Source organism: Marinoscillum sp. HNIBRBA16962, assembly GCF_057801515.1.
Genome location: NZ_CM173603.1, coordinates 1,936,736 through 1,959,885 on the forward strand (window position 1 = coordinate 1,936,736; position 23,150 = coordinate 1,959,885).

Sequence of the window (23,150 nt, forward strand, 5' to 3'; positions counted from 1 at the left end):
AAAGTCTTTGATTAATAGATCTTGAACATTCGGCAGGCTTCCTCTCTGAATTCGACATAATATCCATAGGAAGACCCCTCCTGAGTTTCATACTCATAGTAGTATTCTCCCGGAGCCCGGTCGATAAACAGGACACTGTCGCTTGCTACCATTTCACATTCCTGGAGGTCGGAGATGAAGGATTCTATTCTTCCCTCATATTCCAGCGTATTACCTTCTTCAGGTTCATCTTCGAGAGAGTATTTTTCTACCCACACGTCAATCCATCCGTTGTATTCGTATGAAGCATAGAATTTTCGGAGATAAGTACATGAACCGTCTCCTTTCTCAGCGTCTTCATCATAATTATGGGCTTCAGGGTCGGTACAGCCGTACTCGGCGCATGAAAGCAGAAAAAAGATGGAGCTGGCCATCAAAAAAAGAAAAACCAATTTGAGCTTTATCATAGTATTTCGGTTTAAGCGGATTAGCAAAACGAACTATCTGTGTACGCTCAAATTTTGAGTTTAAGCTGGATATGAGCAATTTTAATGGGTGAACTGACCGGATTTCTTGGTATACGATCCGAATGTCTTGGTAAGATCTATTTTGTGTTTTTGCCTTAGAGAATCCTATCCAGGGGCCTGAAGTAGGGAAGGTACAAGTGCAAAATCCCACTAGCATGGAAGTTACTCTTGTGCAGCATCTCTTCGGAAGATTTACGAGCAATGGATGAAGCAATAAAAGAAAGCTGTGAACAGATAGATAAAGATGAGTGGTAGTAGTTTATTAGATACCAATATTATTATTGCTTTTTATGATCAGGATCCACATGTGCTGGAAAACATAGCATAGAAGTACGAAAGTAAATCTTCTCAGTTAATTATTTGGGATCAAGTCTGGCAGAGGACTACTAGTGTCACGATTACTAATAAAGTAAACTAATATTCATGCCAACACTCTGCTTTTTTACTTATAAAACAAGGATTTCATCAACTTAGTGATGGCATGAATTAGTATCCTTATTTAAGAGTCACCACACTAGTTTTAACATTTCAAGAATAAACTAGTGTCAAGTCAAGCATGCTTTATCAGGACCAAGCTTTGTTCTTTTTCGTTCATACTACGTTGAGAAATACTTACATAGCTACAGCTATGCGCATATTCCCCGCCTTGTCTGAACAAAAAATAACTGCAACTTACCCCAAACAGCACACTTGACTCGACACTAGACTTTCGGAAGTTTCTGTATCTTTGAAGTTGTTGGTCAGCTGACTGACAGCATTAAGACCTTAGTAACCACCCAACCGAGATTTAATGATTGTACGGAGTATAATCTTTGTAGCAATATTCCTATGTTCTTGCTTCTCTATTTCAGCACAAAAATTTGGCCTGTCAGAAGATGTAGTGGAAGTTGGCGAATCCATGAAAGCATATATCCAGGAAAATCACCTGGAAGATATTGAGGACATCGTTCACAAATTTACCACATCCAGGATCTTTTTAAAGTACCTCCTCGAACAGGGGCATCATATCAATGTGGAAAGCCTGGAACTCAAAAGGAAAGATGTCAGAGTCGGTGACGATATAGATATATATGTAAAACATTTCACGGAGCATCAGAATTTTACCATGCTGATGATACCTGTAGATATATATCCCCTGGTGATTTATGATACACTACTTTTTTCAGTGCTGGAGGTGAGCGATCAGTGGCTGAAAGAGAAGTATTATAGCTATGATATCACCGTCGATTCTGTGAAGTCAAGCCTTCTTGCTATTGAGAATCATGAACTACTCACCAAGCATATGTATAATCAGGTGTTGCGTGAAAACAGGCAAACCGCAGCTGAAATAGAAGTAAGACTTCATGAAAGTTACATTTCTACGAATTCCGTTTCACTCCATACTACCAACCTTACCAAGAAGGAACGAAAGAGGATGACAGAATCCTGGGGGTTTCTAAAACGTGCGCTTACTCATAACCTCAACCTTAATGTAGAAATGAATATCTACATATTCGGGCATGACGATATGGAAATCATCCAGTATCTGAGTGGGGACCAGCAGGAAACCTATAAGATCACACCTCGTAATGTATTTACAAGACACCATTTTCTTGACGAAGAGGATAACTAATTTATGAAGTGCATATCAGGAAAGGTCGGATACGCTTCCAAGGCTCTGGCTGAAGGAGCTCTCATTGAAGTAAGAGGAAGGTTTCACTTTCGGGAGGGTAGTGGGCCCATATCAGTCTATCAGTGTGATGACTGTGGTGAGTGGCACTTCACCTCCAAAGGCGAACCCAGCGATATTCTTAAATCAGAAGAGGTTCAGAAACAAATAGCAACTCAGCGAGAGGCTGAGTTCTGGATCAAAAAGCTCCGTTAATCTTCTTTTTCTACCTCTGAAATGGGTTTCAGATTAGCAGGAATCTTATCTTCTTCAGCAGAATATGGATATACTTCCAGAAAATTGGTCAATGCTATCGATGGGATTTCATAAGGTACCAGCATGGAGTTTAGGTGAGCCTCTATCTTATCGTATGCATCCCTCACGTTTGGGGCATTTACCAGGAGGTAGGTGTTTATTTTCACCTCTTTCTCACTATCTCCGTCCACGGTGGCATAAACTACCTTGCTTTTGTACCATTGATCCGAATCTTCCTCGGTGATCACCTCGGCAATATTGGTTTTAGTGATTTGAGTAATGGCAAACTCTCCTGAAATATCTCGCTCGCAAATCTCATACATACGAGATTCTGCATCGGTGTAAGAGACTGCATCCAGCAAAAATGCTTCTGTTACTTGTTTGAGCATGCCGTCTTCAAGTTCTTTATTATGCTTTACTTTACAGGAGTACCAAACTTTCATTTTAAATTTTGATTTAAGGTTTATGGGGCTGCAAAGATATATTTCCAAATGGCTTTTGGAAATGATTCGAGATGAGTTTCATTAATCTGTATACCGCCAATGAAAATTGTAAGCTACAGCCTGTTATTAATTTGTGTTTTTTGGCAATTGTCACGGAAATCTACAAAGATTAAGTACACTTAAGTCCGATTATATAGTTTTGTGCAAAACCCCGACACCATGAACCCAAACGTACTCTGGACCCCTACGGAGCAACTTAAATCTGATGCTAATCTTACCCATTATTCCAATTGGCTGAAGGACCGGTATGGTCTTCAGTTTGATTCGTATGATGAGCTGTGGGCCTGGTCTGTAGACGATACCAAGGCTTTCTGGAAGTCTGTTTTCGATTACTTTGAGGTAAAAACCTACAGCGACCATCAGTTTATCCATTCGGATGACCCCATGCCAGACACCAGGTGGTTTGAAGGAGCCAAACTCAATTACGCTGAGCATATTTTCAGGAAGAAAAGCGACAAAATTCCAGCTATTATTTTCGGTAGTGAAAAGAAGCCTGCTATTGAGATCAGTTGGGAAGAGCTGGAGAAGAGAGTGGCCAGCCTCGCTCATTATTTCAGGTCTATGGGTGTGGAAGCAGGTGATTGCATAGTTGCCTTCATTCCTAATATTCCGGAGGCTACCATTGGTTTTCTGGCGGCATGTGCCATCGGAGCTATCTGGTCCAGCTGCTCGCCTGATTTTGGAGCCAGTAGTGTGGTTGATCGCTTTAAACAGATCGAGCCAAAAGTGCTAATCACTGTGGATGGATATAGCTACGGAGGAAAATCGTTTTCTAAAGTAGAGGTTGTCTCGGATATTATTTCTCAGTTACCTACTTTAGAGCAAGTCATACAGATCCCTTATTTAGATGAGAAACGTTTTCTGGAGCATGGTGTGCTTTGGGAAGAGGCGGCCTTAAACACGGGACATGAACTACACTTTGAGCCTGTTTCCTTCGACCATCCTATTTGGGTCCTTTATTCTTCAGGAACCACGGGTCAGCCCAAAGCTATTACTCACTCTCAGGGAGGCGTGCTGCTTGAGCACTTGAAATACGTCAGTTTTCACAATGATGTGAAACCAGGCGAAAGGTATTTCTGGTTTACCACTACCGGGTGGATGATGTGGAATTTCGTGCAGGCAACGATGCTTGCGGGAGCTACCATTGTGCTTTATGACGGTAGCCCTGCTTATCCAAATTTAAATACCCTCTGGTCATTTGCGGAGCAGCAAAAGATCACACATTTCGGCACCAGTGCACCTTTTATTGTTGCCAGTATGAAGGCGGGCATATCACCCGGAGTCACCTTAGATCTAAGTGCTTTGAGATCGATCAGCAGTACAGGCTCACCTCTTCCTCCTGAGGGTTTTGACTGGGTCTATCAAAGTGTTAAAAAAGATGTCTGGCTTGTTTCCATGAGCGGAGGTACTGATGTATGCTCGGCATTTGTGGGTGGTTGCCCTACTGAGCCTGTTTATGAAGGCGAAATTCAGCGAAGAGCCTTAGGGTGTGCTATGTATGCATTTGATGAAGCAGGAAATCCTGTAACGGATGAGGTAGGCGAAATGGTAGTGACGAAACCCATGCCTTCAATGCCAGTATTCTTTTGGAATGATCCAGACAAAAGTCGGTACAGGGAAAGCTATTTTGAAATGTACCCTGAGGTATGGAGACACGGAGACTGGCTTATGATCACTTCCAGAAATACCCTGGTGATCAAAGGGAGGTCTGATGCTACACTAAACCGGCATGGAATCAGAATAGGTACTGCAGAGATCTACCAGTCTGTGAGTAAAATAAAAGAAATAAAAGATAGCCTGGTGGTAAATATCGAATTGGACGGGGGGCGTCACTTCATGCCCCTGTTTGTAGTGATGAATGATGGTTGTAATCTTACAAGTGAATTAAAAAGGCGGGTTCGGGATCAGCTTAAACTTGATTTTACACCCAGGCACGTACCGGACGCTTTTGTGGTAGTGGAGGAGATACCTTATACCATAAGTGGAAAAAAAATGGAAGCCCCGGTAAAGAAAATTCTACAGGGCAAACCCATCGATAAAGCAGCTAACCCCGGGGCTATGAAAAATCCGGAGTCTCTTCAGTTTTTTGAGGAGTATGCACATACCATTACATAGCAGGAGTAAAAGAGTTAACTGCCTATTTATCATATGGATACGTTTGATTAGATTTAGCTTTCCAACAGCAATTTAGACACATGAGCTTGAAAGGAGCTGTAACAGCTTTCTCCCTTTTTATGGTTGGGGTGGTCGTGTATGGCCAGCTTGAATCCAAAACAGACAGCCTGTATTCCGTATTAGAAAATATTGATATAAAGGATGCCAGGAAGAGGGTAGAAGTTCACAATGATCTGGCCTGGGCGTATAGGGATTCCCGTCCTGATTCGGCACTTTATCACGCAAATACCGCACTCCACATTGCTCGCGAGAATAATTTTGAACACCTGGAAATACAATCCATTAACTATGTGGGTGTTGCATATCGCAATCTGAGTAACTTTTCTAAAGCTTTTGAAAAGTACCTGGAGGCTCTTCGTCTGGCTGAGGAGCGTGGAGATGGTGAGCAGCGAGGCTACTCCCTCATTAACCTGGGTAACCTTTACCTGTATCAAACTAATTTTCAGGGAGCAATAAACTACTTCATCCAGGCTTTGGATCAGGCACAGGCGCTGGCTAATCAGAGAATGGTCGCATACTGTTTTTTGAACCTGGGACGATCATATAAAGGTATTGCTGAGTATGGTCAGGCAGAGTTATACTTTAAGCAGGCCATTGATATCCGCAGAGAGCTGGGTGACCTCTATGGTCAGCTGGCCGCAGAGATTGACCTGGCTGAAGTCTACATGCTGATGAATGAGTATGATCGCTCACTAATCTATTACCAGGATCTGATCAAAAGGATTCAAGAAACCAATACCCCCAGATTACTCGCGGTATCGTACAATAACCTGGCAAAGATCTATCTGTCTCAAGGGCAAATAGATCTGGCCGAAAAGAATGCATTTAAAGCCATAGAAATAACCAGGGAAGTAAACTCCAGGTATGATGAGAAGAATGTCCTGGAAAACCTCAGTCACATCTATGAGAACAGTAAAGATTACCAGGAAGCCTTCAAATATCATGTGATGTATGCTGAATTAAATCAGCAGCTGTTTAGTGAAGAAAATATCAGGAGAATAGAGCAACTTAAAAATCAGTACAAGATTGAGCAACAGGAAGCAGAAAACGAATTCTTACGAAAACAATCGGAGCTTAATCAGGAGATCATTGCTCGTCAAAGGATCATCATCACATTATCAGTAGTTGGTGTAATCCTTTTTCTGATTGTAGCGGCCGTTTCAATCCGGGCCTTCCTGGTAGAAAAGAGGCTATTTAAAGAGATAAAAATCCAGAAAGAAAAAATTGAGCACGATAAAGAGCTTATAGAACATCAGTCAACCAAGCTGCGTGAACTGGATGCTGCGAAATCAAGATTTTTCGCAAATGTATCTCATGATCTGCGCACCCCTCTTAGCCTGATCATGGGTAATCTGGAGTTGCTTCAGGAAGATAATGATGTATATCTCACCAGCAGTGCAAAAAAGAACCTTGATACAGGTCTGAAGAATTGCAAACGGCTTCTTTATCTGACTGATGAGATCAGTGATCTGACCAAACTCGAAGAAGGGAAGATCAGCCTCAACCGGGAGCCGGTCAGGTTAGGATCCTATGTCAAAATGCTAGCCGAAATGTTTATAGGTACGGCTGAGTTTAAAGGAGTTTCTCTGGAGTATTTTAATAACCTGGCCAAAGATGACACGATTTCTATAGACCCAAGACAATTTGAAAAAATCTTTTACAACCTGATTTCCAATGCCATAAGGCATACGGCTAAAGGGGAGAAGATAGTGATTGAAGCCTATGCTACCGAGGAGGAGGTCCGGTTGAACATTAGCGATACCGGAGATGGAATCCCAACTGAGAGTATGCCTTATGTATTTGATCGGTTTTATCAGTCTAAAGACAACGAATACCGGTCAAGAGAAGGACTTGGTATTGGATTAGCTTTAGTCAAAGAGCTGGTGGAGCTTCATGGGGGTAGTATAGAGGTAGAAAGCACGCTGGGATTGGGTACTGCTTTTAAGATGACTTTTCCCCGGGCTAATATGCCTGGTATGGAGGCCTTTGAGCCAGCCACTACTGACTATGTCACCGAGCGAAAACATCTTTATGATGAAATGGACCGGGAAGATAAAGCCGGAATCAGTTTACCCAATCAGGAAGACAAAAAGTCCGTCCTTTTAGTAGATGACCATCCGGAAATACGTTATCACATCCGTCAGATCCTAGAAGATGACTTTCACGTCGTAGAAGCTGCACATGGAATAGAAGCCCTGGAGATCCTTGAAAAGCAAAAAGTAGATCTGATTATCTCTGATCTGATGATGCCCTGGATGGATGGTTTTGAGCTGATAGAGGCTATTAACGCAAATGAAGAGTTTAGTAAAATACCGATTTTAGTGGTATCTGCCAGGATTTCAGACAAAGACCAGGAGAAGGTTCTTTTTCAGGGGATTAATGACTATTTACAAAAGCCTTTCCATAAAAAAGAACTCATTCTCAGGGTTAATAACCTACTTCAGCAAAAAGAAAAATGGGAGAATAATCAGGGGAACACATTTGCCAATATTTTTGATAAAAAGCAACAAGGGGTAGTGGAAAAGGATATCCTTGCCAAGCTGGAACAACTGGTTATGGATCGTATCGATGACGAAAATCTCTCCGTATTTGATTTGGCTGATGCGATGGCTGCCAGTGAAAGACAGGTTTACCGACTGGTTAAAAGGATTACCGGACTTACCCCGTTTGAGTACGTTTCTGAAGTTAGAATGAAATATGTGGAATACCTCATCAGAAAGGGGAAAGTGAAAAATGCTTCAGAGGCAGCAAGGAGTATTGGCCTGAAAAATGTAACGACCTTTAGCCGGCAGTTCGAGAAGAAGTTTGGAGCGAAACCATCAGAAATCCTGAAAGCACAATCCTGATCAGTAAAACACAAACCGCTCGTTTTTATTCTGATGTTTAATCGGTAATTACGATTTCTTTTGAAGTAATAGCAGTAGTACCAAAAAAGCCTAATGAGGCGTCTCCCGAATCATCGAAAAACATATTTCCCGTGACACTGGCTGGTGATACGGCGGTGTTAGTACCAAGGGATGTGGTTTGGGCTTTCAGTTCATCCAAAAACTCATAGGCCTCTCGTGATATTGAAATGCGCTCTGCACGAATGGTGTCATTTAACCGATATTCATAATTAGTAAATTGCTGGGGATAGTTCGATATATCTCTGTCCAAAAATCTGTCATTAAACAGAAATACTTCTTCGGGAGCGGAAAAAAGGGTGTCGTTTTTGTAGAGTTTCCACCGGTAGAAGTCCTGGGTTTCGGGGGGATCAGAAGTCCGCGCTACAGGATAGTAGATAATAAGTTCGGTATTAGGATCAGTTTCGGACTCCCGGGTGAAGAAATCGTAACCCAGTGTATCAATTGGCATAACTTCTCTCATGGTCTCGGGTAAAGACCGAAGGGTTCTTCCGTCAGGTAAGTTTATGATCAAAGTATAGTTTCGACCGGTGACTCCACCAAAAAGGCTATCAGAATAGTAATAGCCATCTTCTGCGTGAGTAAAGGAAAACCGTTCATTTTCTGTGTTAGTGTTACTTTCTATTATCTCTACCGTAGCATTTGAAATCACTTCATTCCTCTGCTCTGAAGTAAAAGGGACCGTCCCTGAGATCCGTATATACTGCTGCTCTACCCGGTTGGTAAGCCAGCCCTCGATCACAATGCGCGGAGCATTTATCCCGAAAGGTATTACATCAGCATCCTTACAGCCGACCATTATGATGATCAATATGATTACAAATCTTTTCAAAACTTGAAGTGATAGGTTATTGCAGGTATTACACTGTCAAAAATCGCATTAGGTACAATCTGAGTCCTACCGTCTACCTCTTCGTAGAAGTAAGAATATACATTATCTCTACCATAAGCATTGTAAATTACCAGGGTCCAGTAGTCATCTATCTTTCTGAGCTCACCATTTTTCTTAAATTTTTTTCCACTTAGCTTCAATGAAAGGTCCAGGCGATGATAGTCCGGCAGTCTGCTTTGATTACGATCTCCAAAGTCAGGAATCGTATTTCCCTCGTATTCATACTTACCCACAGGAAGTGTAAATGGTCGTCCTGAATTGTAATTAAAGCTAAGTGAGCCGCTTAGCCTGGGGGTAAATTCATAGATCCCCACCAGGGACAGATCATGTTTGCGGTCATGATTGGCAGGAAAGTGTTGACCATTGTTCACCTCTTCTTCCGGAAATTCTCCGGATACCACTACTTCACTTCTGGATAAAGTATAGCTAAACCATCCTGTAAGTGTACCCGTATTCTTTTTGAGAAAAAACTCCAGCCCGTAGGACCGCCCTTCTCCCTCTAAAAGTTCCGTTTCCGGATTTTCATTAAACAGCAGGTCAGCTCCGTCTTTGTATTCGACTGTATTATTGATCTTTTTATAGTACCCTTCTACAAAAGCCTCATATTCATTCTTTTTAAAATTATGATAATATCCCAGGGAGTAATGGTCTGAGGCTGTGGGTTTGATGTAGGTATCACTCAGCTTCCAGATATCAGTGGGGGAGGGAGTTATGGTGTTGCTGATTAAATGCAGATACTGAAAGGTCCTGCTATAGCTCGCTTTTACAGAGTTATTTTTCCCAAGCTCCAAAACTGTGGAAATACGTGGTTCCAGGCCATAATAGGACTTGATGATCTCACCGGGGTTAAACTCAAGAGTATCCAGGATAGTGTTGTCGCTCTTAGGCCTGCTTTGGTCGTAAACGTATACATTTTCAGGGCCAAGGTTGTGCAAAGAAGAGACCCTCAGACCATATAGCGTCGAGAAGCGATTGCCTATTTTCGCTTGATGGCTCATGTAGAGAGCAGCCTCCACTCCATGTTCAGAGTCCAAAAGCAAAGGTTGTGAGGAGGAGGTGTTTTCCTCAAAAGGGATTCGATCTCCGGGTTTTAGTCGATGAAAAATTGTACTTCCACCAAAATTGATTTCGTGCCGGGGAGAGAGGGTATACCCAAAATCTGACTTGAGGGTGTAATCCACAATTCGTGACTCTCCAATGAAACTTGCCGCTTCCTGAGGCTGGGATACTTTATAGTTATACTCGCTGATGATAGCTGAAAAGTTGCCAAATATCCTGGGTCCAAAAAGGTGATTCCATCTGGCAGAAAAATTGCGATTGCCCCAGTTTCTTACCCGGTCAAAGGCATTCCTGTTTTGGTCATTACCAAAATATCCTGAAAGATAGAACGTATTGTTTCTGTCAGCTTTCCAGTTGACTTTAGCATTCAGGTCCTGAAAGTTAGATCGTGTGTTATTATCGTCCAGGGATAGATTCAGGAGTGATTGCCTTCCTGAAACGATAAACGAGCTGCTTCCCTTTTGTAAGGGGCCTTCTGCAATAAATCTGGCAGAAACAAGGCCCAGTCCCCCTGTAAATTTGTATTCCTGATCGTTTCCTTCTTTCTGGTGTACCGTAATAACGGATGAAGCTCTCCCACCATAAGAAGGTGGGATAAATCCTTTCATGATTTCAGCATGATTTACTGCCTCGGGGTTGAAAATGGAGATGAGACCGAACAGGTGGTTGGGATTATAAACGGTAGCTTCGTCCAGAAGGATAAGGTTTTGATCCACACTACCACCCCTGATATTTAACCCATTTGCATCTTCGCCTAATGTATTTATCCCGGGGAGCAGCGACGCTCCCTGTAAGACATCCACCTCTCCCAGAAAATAAGGTATTTGTCCCCTGGTGTTCAGGTCGAGGGTGTTCACACTTGGGATCAGGCTTGTAATGTTAAAATCAGGCTCAATAGCTGAAATCGTGACTTCCTCCAATTCCTGTGTTTTCAGGGAAAGCATGAAATTAGCTGTCCTGTTTCTATCTATCAGAGAAATCGTATCCACCAGGTCTTTATAGCCTATGAAGGAAGTCTTGATCACATGGGTGCCGCGGGGGAGGGTAAGAGAATAATAACCATATCGATTGGTGATAACTCCATCAGAACTATTTAGCTTTTGGACGGTGGCCCCGATCAATACTTCTCCACTTTCCCGGTCTCTGACGATCCCTCTCAGGCTCCTTTGTGTGAAAGTCTGCTTCGGTGGGTTGTAACTTATTATAATTTGACCGCCGACAAGGCGGTGTTTTATTCCAGAATCTCTGGATAAGATGCTCATAAACTCAGTAAGGCTGAGCCTTGAGTTTCGGAAAGTACAGGTGGTTTCGGGGAGTAGGTCTGCACTGTAGGCAAACGTAATGCCTTGATTTTCAGCAATCCTCAAAGCTTCAATTAACGAATAGGAGCCTGGTTCTATACTGATGGATTTTTGATATGTATCCTGGGCTAGTCCTGTATTGAGGAAAGCTACGGCGAGGGAGAAGAAAAGTGTCTTAACTAATGAAGAAAATGGCATTTACCTCTTCTAACGAAAACGTACCCAGACGGTGGTGAATGCCGCAAAAATAATGGTTAATTACAACCTTTTCCTGAAAATTGGACTTCTTTATCTGAAATGTTTCCCTCAGCATTCAGAATTGTGGCAAGTACATCCACCACATCATCCAGTGATTCTTTGCTGAATTTGACGGTGATTCTGCATTCTTCGAGTGATTTTCCTGCCTTGAAGGTAACATTGTAGTACTTGCTTAAGTAAGTAAATGCTTCTGAAAGCTGGGTGTCGGAGAAGGTAAAGTTTCCTGTTTTCCAGGATAAAGCATTGGGGTCTGTGGGTATCAGACTGATCTTTCCATCAGACTTGTTTGCCAGAGCTGATTTGCCTTTTGTGACTTTAATTGATTCTTTCGGGGTTTTTATAGAAACTGTACCCTCTTCAACTATTACACGGGTATTTTCACGTGTGTCGATTCCAAAAGAGGTCCCCAAAACTTTAATAACAGCTTCTGAGGTTTCTATAGAAAAGGGATGTTTTCCTTTAGCGATTTCAAAGAAACCCTCACCCTGGAACTTTACTTTCCGGTTCTTTAAAAAGTCCTCTTCCGGAAAATCTAGCGAACTGCTTTTTGCCAGTGTGACGATACTTCCATCCGGGAGACTTATAGCTTTTTGCTCATGGATTGCTGCTTCGGATACGTACCTAATATTATGCTCCGGAGCATACTGAAGCTGGTAAATTGTAAAAGCGGCTCCAAATACAATGACAATTGCAGCAGCAACCCTCCATACTCCGTGAAAAACTGACATCTTTTTACCGGACAGCCTGGATGATACGGATTTCCATGCGCTATCAGTATCTACACGTACATGATCAACCTCACTTAGCGTGTAAAAAAGATCAAAATCGTCCTTTTTTTCACCCTGGCGGTAAGAACCGTATTTTAGTTGGTTATATTTTTCAATCCATCTCTCTGACATGGTATAGGTAAGTCAATGAATTACAGGTGTACCCCTAAAGAAGGGTAGTAAATTCTTAAAGTCATTTTATTCTAAATTCTTTAAGCTCTTCACTCAGCATCTCCTTAAGCTTTCGCAGAGCTATCGTCATTTGGTTCTCCACGGTTTTGACTGATAACTCCAGTTCTTCAGCTATTTCACCATACGTCATCCCTCCATATCTGCTCAAAACAAATATATTTTTACACTTTTCAGGAAGCTGATCAATGGCATGCTGGATCTTTGCCTTGAGCCTCTCAGTATCATTTGCGGTCATTTCAGGCTGAGAAAAGCCCCGTATGCCCTCCAGATCTGTTGTGGATTGCAGCTTGGGGAGTTCCAGCTTGATGTAATTGATAGCTTTATATTTAGCCGAGGTAAAGAGGTAAGACTTAAGTGCTGTTTTTAGTTCAATTTGAACCCGCTTTTCCCAGATATACATAAATACTTCCTGGGCGATTTCCTCTGCTACAGTGGTATTTCGGACAATACTAAGTGCATACCTGTAGAGAGGGGAGTAATATCGCTTGAAAAGCATCTCAAATGCATGGAGGTCACCTTTCTTTATTTTTTCGAATAAAAGATTTTCTTCAAGCTCGGTCATTTTTAATTAACAGCCGCGGGTTGTAAGGATTGTAATGAATAAAAAAACAGGGTGAAAGAGATGTTCTCTGTATTGAGATAATCGTTTTCTGCGGCAATACTAACAATCATTTCGTATTCTGGTATAATATATAATCCCTGGCCTGCTCCTCCATCCACATAATAGGTAGTAGTTTCACCTAACCTTATTTGTTCTTTGTACTCATCAGTAAGCACTTTCCATCCATATCCGTAGCTAAATCGGCTGTTAAATGCAGTTTGAGCATTGGAAACATCAAAAACCCAGTCTCTGTTAATAATACGGCGTTTTTCAAGCCACCTGCCCTCCAGGAGCATCATGTAGCCCAGACGGGTGAGGTCCAGCGTGGTGAGGCTTAATCCATTTGCTGCATTGAGCGTCCCCTGCGGGCTGGTCTCCCAGGCGTAATTTTTGATACCGATCTTTTCGAAAAAGTTTTTATTGAGGAAATTTTCCAATGATTCATCATTCAGGAGATTCTGCATGATCCTGGCCAGTACGATCCCGCCGGAGGAATTTAAAGCGAAACGCTGACCCGGATTGGGAGTGTCCCTGGGTTTGGATAGTATATATTGCACCCAGTCATCGGTATTTCTCATTTGATTATAGTCATCCACCACTCTGGCATCTTCATCCCAGGAGAGACCCATTTTATGAGAAACGATGTGTCTGAAGGTGATTTGTTTTTTAACCGTATCTGCGTTAAAAATTTGCTGATAATCCGGGAGGTATTCGTAAATCGGAGCGTCCAGATCAGTGATCAGACCTTGTTCGATAAACAGGTCCAGGGCAAGGATTATCGCAGAAAAGGTAATGCTTCCAATGTTTCTTAGCTCTGCTCTGCTACTGTTTTCATAGTAGTTTTCAAATACCAGCTTATCTTCTTTGATGATGATCAGCCCCTTGATGGAGCCAAAGCTTTCGCCCTTGAGGCCCTCATCCAAATCGTATAGTGTGGTTGGGTCCATGTTGAGGGAGCCGGGCAGTGCATATTCCCACACTTCCTGATCAGGCGGCACTTCCTCACCTACATAACAGGAGCACAATAATGTGAAGGGTAACAACAAAATGATTCCTGCTCTCATTTGAAATAACCTAATTTTATCCCCACAGCGAAAGTAAAGCCAGATAGATCGCTGTTGTTTATATTGGCAATTTCCACATCTACAAACCGTCTGTAACCTGCCATAACGAATCCTCTAAAGTATTTAATAGGTGAAACGCTCACATACACCTCGGGTTTTATTAAATGGAAAGTATCCCGAAGCAAGTCCTCCCTGGTGTCTATTCGTTCCCAAACCAGGTCGCCGTGTCCATAGTTTAACCTTACTCCTCCGGATAACCACCTTACCTTTACCATTTCAAAATCAAGGTATGCTCCTCCATAGCCATAGGTTAACTCAAAATCATTGGGAAATATCAGCGTACGGGCTATGCGGCCAAGTGCAAGGTTTTGGTAAATGCCAATACTTAAAAACTCATACTTCAACCCCAGACCAAACTGCTGACTGAAGTTTCGCTTACTCAGCCCCGGCACACTTTCTGCAATAGCTTCTATATAAAAGCCTCCATGAATTTCCTTATACGGTTTTTCCGGTTGCTGTAGTGTATCTGCTGATTCCTGGTGGGTGGAGTCCTGGGGTAAACTCTCCTGGGCATTTGCTGCGATACAGCTAAGCATACCGACGATGATAAGCATCGATCTCATTTGTAAAAAACAATTAGAGGACAAATTACCCATACTGTAAACTTAGTGATATGAAAACTTTTTTTGCCATCATGCAACCTTATTAATTTACTCAGGTCATTGAGATGATTCTGTTTTTGAAGACTTGGAGAGCTCTACAATAAACATACACGCTGACCTGATTAATCGTTGTGTAGCAGGTGATCATATCGCTCAGTATGAGCTGTATAAGCTGTACATGAGAGCGATGTTCAATACTGCATTACGTATAGTGGGCAACCAGGAAGATGCCGAAGATGTTTTACAGGAGGCTTTTGTGAGCGCTTTCAAAAACCTTAAAAGCTTCAGAGCAGATGCGTCTTTCGGAGCCTGGCTCAAGCGTATTGTTATCAATAAGTCAATTACGCAGCTAAAAAAAGCCAAAAGAGATCTGGAGATAGTGGAAGAGTCTGAAGAGCTGGCGGAGGATAGTGAAATGGTAGATTACCCACTTTCAGTTGACCAGATCAAGGGAGCTCTGACTAAACTGCCCGATGGGTTTCGAAGTGTGCTGACCTTGTATTTGTTTGAGGGCTATGATCATCAGGAAATAAGCCAGATACTTGGTATCTCTGAGTCTACCTCAAAGACACAATACAAAAGAGCAAAAGAAAAATTGAGAACACTATTAACCAGGGAGGTGAAATATGGGTGACGAACTGGAGAAATTTGTAATGAGTCATCGGACGGAGTTTGATTCAGAACTGCCCGATGAGGAAGTATGGAGCTCTATTCACAGGAGGGTACACCGAAGAGGAATAAGCGAACAGCTATGGAAGGTGGCAGCGGTATTGCTTTTAATGAGTACCGTTTACCTGGCGCTGGAGCGGAGCTTTGGATCATACGGAAGAGTGGAGCTGGCTGAGGAGCCATCAGAGTTTGAGCAAGTAGAAAAATACTACACACAGTTGATTGCTGAAAAAAAATCAGAGCTGACAAATTATGATAAAGACAATCTTAAACGCTCTTTTCTTGTGGAAATTGAGCGTCTGGATCAGATGTATGATGAGCTCAAAGCCACCTACAAAAAGCAGAATTCAACCGATATGGTAATGGATGCAATGGTCAATAACCTGAAGCTACGGATCGAAATACTAAACCAGCAATTGATGATTTTAAAAAAACTAAACGAATCTGAAGATGAAAACATTACGATATAATCTGGCTTTCGCTCTTTTTCTGGCCTGTGCCATTGGGATAGCAGGGACTCTGGAGGAAAAAAAGAAGGTTATAGAGAAGTCCTTTAAAGTAGATGCAGGTACACTTTTCAGAGTGACTAACTCTTTTGGTAAAGTTCACATAGATACCTGGGAGAAACCGGAGATCCAAGTGAAAGTGGAAATTATCACTAAGGGTAAGAATGAAGAGCGAGCTCAGCGTATTATGGACAGGATTTCGGTAAAGATTGATGAAAGTAGCTCACGAATTGCTTTTGAGACCGTTTTTGGCTCCAATATGAACAATAAAAATGATGAGTCCTTTGAGGTAAACTATACTATCAGCGCCCCTGCGAAAAATCCTGTTTATGTGGCTAATAAGTTTGGTGATACCTTTTTAGGTGACCGTGAAGGTGATGCGGAGGTCCATGTAGCGTACGGCAATCTGAAGGCGGAGGATTTCGGAGGATTTCTTGAACTTAATCTTTCATTTGGGGGCGGGTCGATTGGAAAAACCGGACGTTCCCAAATAGAAGTCAAATATGGTGAGCTTTATATTGCCTCAGGTGAGGAGATGGAAATGGAACAGAAATTTTCAGAGGTTGAGCTGGCAAACATAAAGCGCCTGGAGCTGGAGAGTAAATACGGGAATGTGCAAATAGGAAAGGCTGGAGATATAGATACTGATGCTCAGTTCTCAGGCTTTTCTATCGAAGAGCTTACGGGATCACTGTACATGGAGGCGAGCTATATATCTGATTTTGAGATAGGCAGACTTTATAAATCTTTCAGCAAGGTAGAGATCTACGGAAAATTCAGCTCTTATGAAATCAATCTGGAGGATGGTTTGAAAGCTGATCTTGAGGCTGAGTTTAGCTTTGCTAAGATGAGTACTTCAAATACCAACGTGGACCTTTATTACCAGGTGAAGGACGGCAATCGTAGTGAATATAAAGGAAGGATAAGTGGAGGTGACCCTGGTAAAAGGATCATTGTAAAGTCAAGCTATGGCGACCTGAGAATCAGGTAGTTTGAGAATCCGGTTTATGATGTAAATAATTGAATCATCTTTCATCCATTTTGTTAGATCAGATCAGGTGATTTTTAATCATTTCCTATCTTCTTCAATTTTAGGCGAGCGGATTAAGTCCATCAATTCGTTCTTGAGCTATATTCGCTGACTAAATAGAGGTTAATAAAGCTTTTACCAGATATTTTCCGCGAAACAGCATTGAGAATACTGCTGTAAGGATCATATTGGTTAATATTCAGAAAAATATACAGCTCAATAATTTTTGATTATGACTTTAGCTCAACTGAAGTACGCTTTATCACTGAAAAAATTCAGGAGCTTTAAAAAAGCAGCCGAACATCTGCATATCAGTCAGCCGGCTTTGAGTGTGCAGGTTCAGAAGCTGGAGGAGGAGGTAGGTATAAAACTTTTTAACCGGGCAACGAGTCCGCTTGATGTGACGAGAGATGGGGAGTTGTTTCTGATCAAAGCTCAGGAGGTGGTAACCAATGCCAGGCAGCTTATGACCTTTGCTGACGAACTGAAAGAAGACTTTACCGGTACTTTGGAGATCGGTATTATAGCTACCCTGGCGCCATTCCTGGTTCCACTGTTCAGTCGTGCCCTTTTTGAGCAATATCCAAACCTGAAACTGGTCATAAAGGAACAAACTACTGAAGTAATTGTAAATAATGTACGAAATGGAGAGCTGGATGTGGGAGTCATCTCTACCCCGATAGATGTTTATGGTATCCAGTCTTTACCATTATTTTACGAACGCTTTTATGTCTATACATCTCCGCATCAGGCCCCCAGCACCAGCGATGTTAAACTGGAGGAGATTAATTATAACGAGCTTTGGTTGCTGGATGAGGGTAATTGTTTTCGGGATCAGATCAATAATTTTTGCGACCTGAAAACGATCCGGGAGCGGAAGCAGTTTGTGTATCAGAGCAACTCGATCGATGCCCTTATACGAATTGTGGATACTCATGGGGGTATGACAATCCTGCCGGAGCTGACCACTCTGAGCTTAAATGCTGATCAGGAAGAAAACATGAAAACTATATACGGAAGGCCCAAAGCCAGGGAAATCAGTATGATCGTTACTCCAAACTACGATAAAGGCCGGTACATTAACTTACTGGGAGAATACATTAAGAACAATATTCCTCACCATATGCTGGAGAAGCATGATTATGAGATTGTAGATCCAAATATCAAAATGGATTAGTAAATACCGGTAAGCTCAAATTTCTCAATATTAGAGTCTTTGATCTTGCCATTCTCGCATTTAAGGATTCGTGCTGGATACTTTTCAATGAAGTGATGGTTGTGAGTAGCCATGACCACAGCGGTACCGCTTTTGTTGATTTCAAGGAAAAGTTGCATGATCCCGTCAGATACCTCGGGATCCAGGTTGCCTGTTGGCTCGTCTGCAAAGAGAATTTGCGGTTCGTTAATTAAGGCCCGGGCAATAACCACTCGCTGTTGCTCACCACCTGATAGCTGATGGGGCATTTTAGAGGAAACGGCACCCAGTCCCACGCGCATCAGGATCTCAGCCAGGCGGCTCTTCATTTTTGCTTTGTCTTTCCAGCCAGTGGCTTTCATGACAAAAAAGAGGTTTTCAGCGACACTCCGGTCATAAAACAGTTCAAAGTCCTGGAAAATGATCCCAACCTTCCTGCGCAGGAAAGGCACTTCATTTGGTTTGATACCCCGTATGTTAAAGCCAGCCACCACAATGTCACCAAGTCTTAGCGGGAGGTCTGCGTAAAAGGTCTTCAGGAGTGATGACTTTCCGCTTCCGGTTCTTCCTACCAGGTAAACAAACTCACCTTTTTCAATTTCAAAGTCAATACCGCTCAAGACCGTGGCATGGTCCTGAAAAATATTGGCATTAGAAACTTTAACCAGCGGGTCATTCGAAAAAGAGTCCTTCATTTACAATTCAAGTTTTTGGAGTTTACCAAAAGGAAGGGCCTTAATAATTGCTTTAAGCTTTTCCTCCTTACCTTCCAGTCCAAACTTTTCCAGTTTTTGGAGTGGTCTGTCAGCTCTAAAATAAGCTATAAGTACGAACTTGTCATCACGAAGCTGGATGTAGTCAGGTATTTTGGCTTTACCCCTTACCTTAATAATATACATTTCCGTATTTACCAGTTTTTCCATCCAACTACCTGTTCAGCTTACTGGTTTCCTTTTTTATAGTCTGCAAGGAATTTTTCTAATCCACTATCAGTCAAAGGGTGCTTCAAAAGTCCGGTGATTACATTCAGGGGACAAGTGGCCACATCTGCGCCAATTTCCGCGCACTGTATCAGGTGCATGGTATGACGAATAGAGGCTGCAAGTACCTCTGTCTCAAACTCGTAGTTGTCAAAGATCTGAACGATCTGCTCGATAAGAGTCAATCCGTCACTGCCGATATCATCCAGCCTACCGATGAAAGGTGAGACGTAGCTGGCGCCGGCTTTAGCAGCAAGAATGGCCTGTCCGGCATTGAAGATCAATGTACAGTTGATCCTGATACCTTCTTCACTCAGGGTCTTGATTGCCTTGACGCCATCTTTGATCATGGGTACTTTTACCACGATCTTATCATCTATCCTGGCGAGCTCTTTCCCCTCTTTGACAATAGCATCGTATTCTGTGGCAATGACCTCAGCACTTACATTATCGTCTACAATGTCACAAATCGTTTTGTAGTGGCTGAGGATATTTTTCTGGCCTGTAATGCCTTCTTTAGCCATGAGGGAGGGGTTGGTCGTTACACCATCCAGTACGCCCATTTCATGCGCTTCTTTAATCTCGTTGAGATTTGCAGTATCTATGAAAAATTTCATTTTTTTTGTCCGGTTTTATGAGTCACAAAATTACCGGAAAGACGGGATATAAAAAAGGCAAACAGGATGTCGCACCGCTACGACCACCTACCCTTGCTACCTTCCGGTCCTGGGGGATTCAGCAGGAGCTGGTCGCATCCGTTTGCCGAATGCAAAGTTAAGTAGATTAATGGTTAACAGGAAAGTAAAGCCTGAATTTTCCTGATCTTTTAAGTCTGTCACAAAAAAATGATCACAATTCAGAGAGTGGTCGTTGGTCTTGCTGTGTGACCTCATAGACAGACTCATCTTCTTCCGGATCTTCCATTGCATCCTGTGAGAAAAAGGACCTGTCCAGGACATCATCAAGCTCTTCAAAATCATTTTCCTCAAAATCTCTTTCCAGTTTTTCCATAAGCTTTAAAAGTTTGGTTAAAGAAAAATTGAAACCGTTAAAAAAGTCAGAAACTGAAATTATCCGTTTTAAATATAATATCATGTTCCTAAATATTGTTTAGGATTAGGATAGAAATGTATTTTTGCCCAGCATAAGTTTTCAACTACTCCCATAGAATGAAGAGATTATTCCCTGTTTTGTTGATTTGTATGACTTTTGGTTTGCAGGCGCAGATTAAGGGTTTTGTGGGAGTAAAAGGAGGGGGCCAGCTTTCTTCTGCATACATAGAGCACACCATTTATGATCTTTTTATGAGCATTGTGCCTATCCCGGGCTACCATATAGGAGTAACAGGGAAGGTTTTCACCAATCAACGGGATGAGGGAGCAAATGCCGGACTTCAGATCAGTGCACTGTATATGCAAAAGGGATGGAGGCAAACGTTTCCTGAAACCACAGAAGATCCTTACACCAGTGAGATGAATTACCTTGAAGTTCCTGCTGAGGCTGTTATTTATTGGGGTAAGGGAAAGGTGAAAGTCTTCTTCACCCTCGGAATGTACATGGAGTACCTGGTGGACCTGAAGCAAAGTCCTTTGCCTGATACCGATAATATCGGAAACTTTGAGTTTTATACGTATGATAAGACTCGTGATAAGAAGCTGGGGTATGGCGCCCGCGGTTCGGGCGGACTCTGGTATGAATCCCCTGTAGGAACCTTTCAGGTAGAAGGGTTTTTTACATATAGCATCAGTAGTATGATTAACTACGGGTCCTTTGACACCAGGATTCCGGATCTATCCAATCACTATGCAGGAGGCTTTTCAGTGTCTTACCTGATCCCTTTTGGGAAAATGGAATTTTGAGTAAATTACTCATCCCAACACATTAACCGTAGCACGTAAAATAATTATGAAACGGATAGCTACATTGAAATATCTCAGTGTGCTCACCCTGCCTGCATTGGCATACGTTTCCTTTAATTCCGAAGGATGGTTGACTTTTCTTCCTTTGATTGAGGCATTTGGCCTTATTCCTTTGCTGGAGCTTTTTTTTAAGCCTGATCCACGAAATATATCAGAGGAAGAAGAAGCAATGAGAAAGGATGATGGATTTTATGACCTGCTGGTGTATCTCATCCTGCCTGTACAGTTGATCTTTGTATGGTTATTTCTACAAAGCCTTAAGGAGCCCGGTTTAAGTGCATTGACTATTGCCGGGCGGGTGACTACTATGGGACTTTTGTGTGGTGTCATGGGCATCAATGTGGCGCATGAGCTAGGTCACAGAAAAAAGAAATATGAACAATGGATGGCTAAGGTTTTATTGCTTACGTCACTTTATATGCATTTCTTTATCGAGCATAACCGCGGGCATCACAAGAATGTATCTACAGACGAGGACCCCTCGTCAGCCCGGCTTGGCGAATCTCTGTATGTTTTTTGGATACGATCCGTAGTGTTTAGCTATTTATCTGCCTGGAAGCTGGAGGCGGCACGTCTGAGAAAGAAAAATAAACCTGCACTGTCTCCGGAAAATGAAATGCTTCAGCTTCAACTAATACAGGTAGGTTATCTGGGAGTCATTTGGTTCCTCTTTGGCTGGGTAATCCTGTCATTCTACGTAGCTTCTGCTGTGATAGGCTTTCTTTTACTGGAAACTGTAAATTACATAGAACATTACGGACTCAGGAGGACCAGGGAAGGAGAAAGGTATGAACGTGTAATGCCTGCACATTCGTGGAATTCTGACCATTTGGTTGGAAGAGTTATGCTTTTTGAACTATCCAGGCATTCTGATCATCATTATATTGCCAGTAGAAAATATCAGGTGCTGAGACACATGGAGGAGAGCCCCCAGATGCCTACCGGGTACCCTGGGATGATGCTTTTGGCTACTATACCACCGATATGGTTTCGTATTATGAATAGTAGAATTATCAAATTCAATAAATTAGCTTATTAGTTGTTATTTTAATAATAATTAATCTAGTTTGTTAATTTATTAATATTATTAGAAGTATTTTTGCGTAAAAATAATAAATCACCGAATTTAAGTAAGATCAAAATGGGAGCATTAAAAATTGAAAAGGTTCTTACCGAAGCTAAGGACAAAATGACCTCACTCGGGATCGAGGAAGAACTCGTTTCTGAGATTGAGTGGTGTTTGGGTAGCTATGCCCATGATGGTAACCCGGCAGGGTTATATGAAAAAGGAGCTAAGGTTCAAAAAGCTCTGGAGAAATTTAAGAAATCCAACCCAAGGAAGATATCCAAAAAAATGTTGGATGATTTGACGAGTTCATTAAAAAACAAGTAAAAAAAATCCGCCGAAGGAGGCGGATTTTTTGTTTCTAATCTTTTTTAGGAATCAGGTGCTGATCTGCAATAGCCCTGAGATAACTCTGTTTGGTGTTTATACTAGGGTCTGAATAAATATAAGCAGAAAGCTCAGCCACCACTCCGGGTTTATACCCAAGAGCCACAGCCAGTTTTTCACAGAATGAGATTTCACTTTGGTGAATCTTGCCATCTACTTTCATCAGCTGGATTACGTTAAACAGGTACTCAAACTTTTCATCCGAAGGGAGATTTTTGAGTCTCGGGATGGGTTTGGGGTTGTCTATTATGATCTCTATCTGGTCCTGAGATAAACCACTACGTTCACCTATTTTATGGATCAGGCCACTTTCTTCCTTTGCCATGAATTTATCGGCCATAGAAAGGTGAACAAGTATACTCAGTTGTTCTTCTATTGGTAACATGGGTGGAAAGTTAAGTCAAAATTTTGAATTGTTTTTATTGCCATATACGCTTACAATTTTCTAAGGATTTAGGTTTTTTTTAACAATCGTTTGGAAATATTAATCATATCGAATTAGCTTAGCAGTCATGATTATGAAAAACACATACTGGTGGTGGTACAGAGCATATAGCTAATTGCTGTGAATAGCCAAGGTATGTCAAAAGAAATTGTTTGAACCCGCTCTTC

The 23,150-nt window shown here is 42.0% G+C and carries 24 protein-coding genes and 1 other RNA gene; 11 read left to right on the forward strand and 14 right to left on the reverse strand.

The features are described 5' to 3' along the window. Positions 1–11 precede the first annotated feature (11 nt). Positions 12–446, reverse strand: coding sequence for a hypothetical protein (locus tag AC3E9V_RS08245; protein ID WP_488752713.1), 435 nt, complete (start codon positions 444–446; stop codon positions 12–14). 850 nt (positions 447–1,296) lie between these two features. Between AC3E9V_RS08245 and AC3E9V_RS08250 the strand changes: the two genes are divergently transcribed. Together AC3E9V_RS08250 and AC3E9V_RS08255 are read left to right on the forward strand one after the other, a co-directional pair. Next, the gene (locus AC3E9V_RS08250) at positions 1,297–2,118 is read left to right on the forward strand and encodes a hypothetical protein (protein WP_488752714.1); all 822 of its coding nucleotides are present in this window, start codon (positions 1,297–1,299) and stop codon (positions 2,116–2,118) included. A gap of 3 nt (positions 2,119–2,121) precedes the next feature. Continuing rightward, entirely contained in the window at positions 2,122–2,370 is a 249-nt protein-coding gene (locus AC3E9V_RS08255; protein WP_488752715.1) for a hypothetical protein, read from the forward strand. Here AC3E9V_RS08255 and AC3E9V_RS08260 read toward each other — a convergent pair. After that, the gene (locus tag AC3E9V_RS08260) at positions 2,367–2,852 is read right to left on the reverse strand and encodes a DUF4494 domain-containing protein (protein ID WP_488752716.1); all 486 of its coding nucleotides are present in this window, start codon (positions 2,850–2,852) and stop codon (positions 2,367–2,369) included. The two genes, AC3E9V_RS08255 and AC3E9V_RS08260, sit on opposite strands and share 4 nt — an antisense overlap. A 219-nt stretch (positions 2,853–3,071) precedes the next feature. Here AC3E9V_RS08260 and AC3E9V_RS08265 point away from each other — a divergent pair, with 219 nt between their 5' ends. Together AC3E9V_RS08265 and AC3E9V_RS08270 are read left to right on the forward strand one after the other, a co-directional pair. After that, positions 3,072–5,027 carry an acetoacetate--CoA ligase gene (locus tag AC3E9V_RS08265; RefSeq protein ID WP_488752717.1) on the forward strand — a complete coding sequence of 652 codons (1,956 nt, stop codon included), beginning with the start codon at positions 3,072–3,074 and terminating at the stop codon, positions 5,025–5,027. Between the two features lie 80 nt (positions 5,028–5,107). Then, positions 5,108–7,933 carry a tetratricopeptide repeat protein gene (locus tag AC3E9V_RS08270; protein WP_488752718.1) on the forward strand — a complete coding sequence of 942 codons (2,826 nt, stop codon included), beginning with the start codon at positions 5,108–5,110 and terminating at the stop codon, positions 7,931–7,933. Positions 7,934–7,970: 37 nt separating this feature from the next. Here the strand turns inward: AC3E9V_RS08270 and AC3E9V_RS08275 are convergent, their stop codons facing one another. The 6 genes from AC3E9V_RS08275 to AC3E9V_RS08300 form a co-directional block, all read right to left on the reverse strand. Further along, a complete protein-coding gene (locus tag AC3E9V_RS08275; protein ID WP_488752719.1) occupies positions 7,971–8,822 on the reverse strand; it encodes a DUF4249 domain-containing protein in 852 nt (283 codons plus the stop codon). Further along, on the reverse strand, positions 8,819–11,440 hold the full coding sequence (locus AC3E9V_RS08280) for a TonB-dependent receptor (protein ID WP_488752720.1): 2,622 nt from the start codon (positions 11,438–11,440) through the stop codon (positions 8,819–8,821). Before AC3E9V_RS08280 ends, AC3E9V_RS08275 begins: the two co-directional genes overlap by 4 nt. Before the next feature lie 56 nt (positions 11,441–11,496). Then, on the reverse strand, positions 11,497–12,399 hold the full coding sequence (locus AC3E9V_RS08285) for a FecR family protein (RefSeq protein ID WP_488752721.1): 903 nt from the start codon (positions 12,397–12,399) through the stop codon (positions 11,497–11,499). Between the two features lie 61 nt (positions 12,400–12,460). Beyond that, positions 12,461–13,021, reverse strand: a complete 561-nt coding sequence (locus tag AC3E9V_RS08290; RefSeq protein ID WP_488752722.1) for an RNA polymerase sigma-70 factor — start codon at positions 13,019–13,021, stop codon at positions 12,461–12,463. Positions 13,022–13,023: 2 nt separating this feature from the next. Further along, positions 13,024–14,124, reverse strand: a complete 1,101-nt coding sequence (locus AC3E9V_RS08295; protein WP_488752723.1) for a serine hydrolase domain-containing protein — start codon at positions 14,122–14,124, stop codon at positions 13,024–13,026. Next, the gene (locus AC3E9V_RS08300) at positions 14,121–14,738 is read right to left on the reverse strand and encodes a hypothetical protein (RefSeq protein WP_488752724.1); all 618 of its coding nucleotides are present in this window, start codon (positions 14,736–14,738) and stop codon (positions 14,121–14,123) included. The genes AC3E9V_RS08295 and AC3E9V_RS08300 overlap by 4 nt, the downstream gene beginning before the upstream one ends. 133 nt (positions 14,739–14,871) lie before the next feature. Here AC3E9V_RS08300 and AC3E9V_RS08305 point away from each other — a divergent pair, with 133 nt between their 5' ends. The 4 genes from AC3E9V_RS08305 (at position 14,872) to AC3E9V_RS08320 (ending at position 18,168) form a co-directional block, all read left to right on the forward strand. Continuing rightward, on the forward strand, positions 14,872–15,420 hold the full coding sequence (locus AC3E9V_RS08305; RefSeq protein ID WP_488752725.1) for an RNA polymerase sigma factor: 549 nt from the start codon (positions 14,872–14,874) through the stop codon (positions 15,418–15,420). After that, positions 15,413–15,925: a hypothetical protein gene (locus AC3E9V_RS08310; protein ID WP_488752726.1), complete on the forward strand. Its 513-nt coding sequence runs from the start codon at positions 15,413–15,415 to the stop codon at positions 15,923–15,925. The genes AC3E9V_RS08305 and AC3E9V_RS08310 overlap by 8 nt, the downstream gene beginning before the upstream one ends. Then, a complete protein-coding gene (locus AC3E9V_RS08315) occupies positions 15,906–16,952 on the forward strand; it encodes a hypothetical protein (RefSeq protein ID WP_488752727.1) in 1,047 nt (348 codons plus the stop codon). Before AC3E9V_RS08310 ends, AC3E9V_RS08315 begins: the two co-directional genes overlap by 20 nt. A gap of 271 nt (positions 16,953–17,223) precedes the next feature. Beyond that, on the forward strand, positions 17,224–18,168 hold the full coding sequence (locus AC3E9V_RS08320; protein WP_488752728.1) for a LysR substrate-binding domain-containing protein: 945 nt from the start codon (positions 17,224–17,226) through the stop codon (positions 18,166–18,168). Here AC3E9V_RS08320 and AC3E9V_RS08325 read toward each other — a convergent pair. The 5 genes from AC3E9V_RS08325 to AC3E9V_RS08345 form a co-directional block, all read right to left on the reverse strand. Continuing rightward, the gene (locus AC3E9V_RS08325; protein WP_488752729.1) at positions 18,165–18,881 is read right to left on the reverse strand and encodes a cell division ATP-binding protein FtsE; all 717 of its coding nucleotides are present in this window, start codon (positions 18,879–18,881) and stop codon (positions 18,165–18,167) included. The two genes, AC3E9V_RS08320 and AC3E9V_RS08325, sit on opposite strands and share 4 nt — an antisense overlap. Then, entirely contained in the window at positions 18,882–19,085 is a 204-nt protein-coding gene (locus tag AC3E9V_RS08330) for a fructose-6-phosphate aldolase (RefSeq protein ID WP_488753657.1), read from the reverse strand. 41 nt (positions 19,086–19,126) lie between these two features. Continuing rightward, on the reverse strand, positions 19,127–19,783 hold the full coding sequence (gene fsa, locus AC3E9V_RS08335; RefSeq protein WP_488752730.1) for a fructose-6-phosphate aldolase: 657 nt from the start codon (positions 19,781–19,783) through the stop codon (positions 19,127–19,129). A gap of 52 nt (positions 19,784–19,835) precedes the next feature. Then, positions 19,836–19,931, reverse strand: an RNA gene (gene ffs / locus AC3E9V_RS08340) — signal recognition particle sRNA small type. Between the two features lie 84 nt (positions 19,932–20,015). Then, positions 20,016–20,177, reverse strand: a complete 162-nt coding sequence (locus tag AC3E9V_RS08345; RefSeq protein WP_488752731.1) for a hypothetical protein — start codon at positions 20,175–20,177, stop codon at positions 20,016–20,018. A gap of 158 nt (positions 20,178–20,335) precedes the next feature. On the opposite strand from AC3E9V_RS08345, the gene AC3E9V_RS08350 reads away from it, so the two are divergent. The 3 genes from AC3E9V_RS08350 to AC3E9V_RS08360 all read left to right on the forward strand — a co-directional run bounded on the left by AC3E9V_RS08350 (position 20,336) and on the right by AC3E9V_RS08360 (position 22,478). Then, positions 20,336–21,025: an outer membrane beta-barrel protein gene (locus tag AC3E9V_RS08350; protein WP_488752732.1), complete on the forward strand. Its 690-nt coding sequence runs from the start codon at positions 20,336–20,338 to the stop codon at positions 21,023–21,025. 46 nt (positions 21,026–21,071) lie between these two features. After that, entirely contained in the window at positions 21,072–22,124 is a 1,053-nt protein-coding gene (locus AC3E9V_RS08355; protein ID WP_488752733.1) for an alkane 1-monooxygenase, read from the forward strand. A 102-nt stretch (positions 22,125–22,226) separates the two neighbouring features. Then, the gene (locus AC3E9V_RS08360) at positions 22,227–22,478 is read left to right on the forward strand and encodes a hypothetical protein (protein WP_488752734.1); all 252 of its coding nucleotides are present in this window, start codon (positions 22,227–22,229) and stop codon (positions 22,476–22,478) included. Between the two features lie 34 nt (positions 22,479–22,512). On the opposite strand, the gene AC3E9V_RS08365 is transcribed toward AC3E9V_RS08360, so the two are convergent. Next, positions 22,513–22,923, reverse strand: a complete 411-nt coding sequence (locus tag AC3E9V_RS08365) for a tellurite resistance TerB family protein (RefSeq protein WP_488752735.1) — start codon at positions 22,921–22,923, stop codon at positions 22,513–22,515. Positions 22,924–23,150: the final 227 nt, after the last annotated feature.

Coding starts and splice junctions, on each gene's coding strand:
- AC3E9V_RS08245 (WP_488752713.1), bottom strand. CDS start 446: ATGATAAAGCTCAAATTGGTTTTTCTTTTTTTGATGGCCAGCTCCATC.
- AC3E9V_RS08250 (WP_488752714.1), top strand. CDS start 1,297: ATGATTGTACGGAGTATAATCTTTGTAGCAATATTCCTATGTTCTTGC.
- AC3E9V_RS08255 (WP_488752715.1), top strand. CDS start 2,122: ATGAAGTGCATATCAGGAAAGGTCGGATACGCTTCCAAGGCTCTGGCT.
- AC3E9V_RS08260 (WP_488752716.1), bottom strand. CDS start 2,852: ATGAAAGTTTGGTACTCCTGTAAAGTAAAGCATAATAAAGAACTTGAA.
- AC3E9V_RS08265 (WP_488752717.1), top strand. CDS start 3,072: ATGAACCCAAACGTACTCTGGACCCCTACGGAGCAACTTAAATCTGAT.
- AC3E9V_RS08270 (WP_488752718.1), top strand. CDS start 5,108: ATGAGCTTGAAAGGAGCTGTAACAGCTTTCTCCCTTTTTATGGTTGGG.
- AC3E9V_RS08280 (WP_488752720.1), bottom strand. CDS start 11,440: ATGCCATTTTCTTCATTAGTTAAGACACTTTTCTTCTCCCTCGCCGTA.
- AC3E9V_RS08285 (WP_488752721.1), bottom strand. CDS start 12,399: ATGTCAGAGAGATGGATTGAAAAATATAACCAACTAAAATACGGTTCT.
- AC3E9V_RS08290 (WP_488752722.1), bottom strand. CDS start 13,021: ATGACCGAGCTTGAAGAAAATCTTTTATTCGAAAAAATAAAGAAAGGT.
- AC3E9V_RS08295 (WP_488752723.1), bottom strand. CDS start 14,124: ATGAGAGCAGGAATCATTTTGTTGTTACCCTTCACATTATTGTGCTCC.
- AC3E9V_RS08300 (WP_488752724.1), bottom strand. CDS start 14,738: ATGCTTATCATCGTCGGTATGCTTAGCTGTATCGCAGCAAATGCCCAG.
- AC3E9V_RS08310 (WP_488752726.1), top strand. CDS start 15,413: ATGGGTGACGAACTGGAGAAATTTGTAATGAGTCATCGGACGGAGTTT.
- AC3E9V_RS08315 (WP_488752727.1), top strand. CDS start 15,906: ATGAAAACATTACGATATAATCTGGCTTTCGCTCTTTTTCTGGCCTGT.
- AC3E9V_RS08320 (WP_488752728.1), top strand. CDS start 17,224: ATGACTTTAGCTCAACTGAAGTACGCTTTATCACTGAAAAAATTCAGG.
- AC3E9V_RS08325 (WP_488752729.1), bottom strand. CDS start 18,881: ATGAAGGACTCTTTTTCGAATGACCCGCTGGTTAAAGTTTCTAATGCC.
- AC3E9V_RS08330 (WP_488753657.1), bottom strand. CDS start 19,085: ATGTATATTATTAAGGTAAGGGGTAAAGCCAAAATACCTGACTACATC.
- fsa (WP_488752730.1), bottom strand. CDS start 19,783: ATGAAATTTTTCATAGATACTGCAAATCTCAACGAGATTAAAGAAGCG.
- AC3E9V_RS08345 (WP_488752731.1), bottom strand. CDS start 20,177: ATGGAAAAACTGGAAAGAGATTTTGAGGAAAATGATTTTGAAGAGCTT.
- AC3E9V_RS08350 (WP_488752732.1), top strand. CDS start 20,336: ATGAAGAGATTATTCCCTGTTTTGTTGATTTGTATGACTTTTGGTTTG.
- AC3E9V_RS08355 (WP_488752733.1), top strand. CDS start 21,072: ATGAAACGGATAGCTACATTGAAATATCTCAGTGTGCTCACCCTGCCT.
- AC3E9V_RS08360 (WP_488752734.1), top strand. CDS start 22,227: ATGGGAGCATTAAAAATTGAAAAGGTTCTTACCGAAGCTAAGGACAAA.
- AC3E9V_RS08365 (WP_488752735.1), bottom strand. CDS start 22,923: ATGTTACCAATAGAAGAACAACTGAGTATACTTGTTCACCTTTCTATG.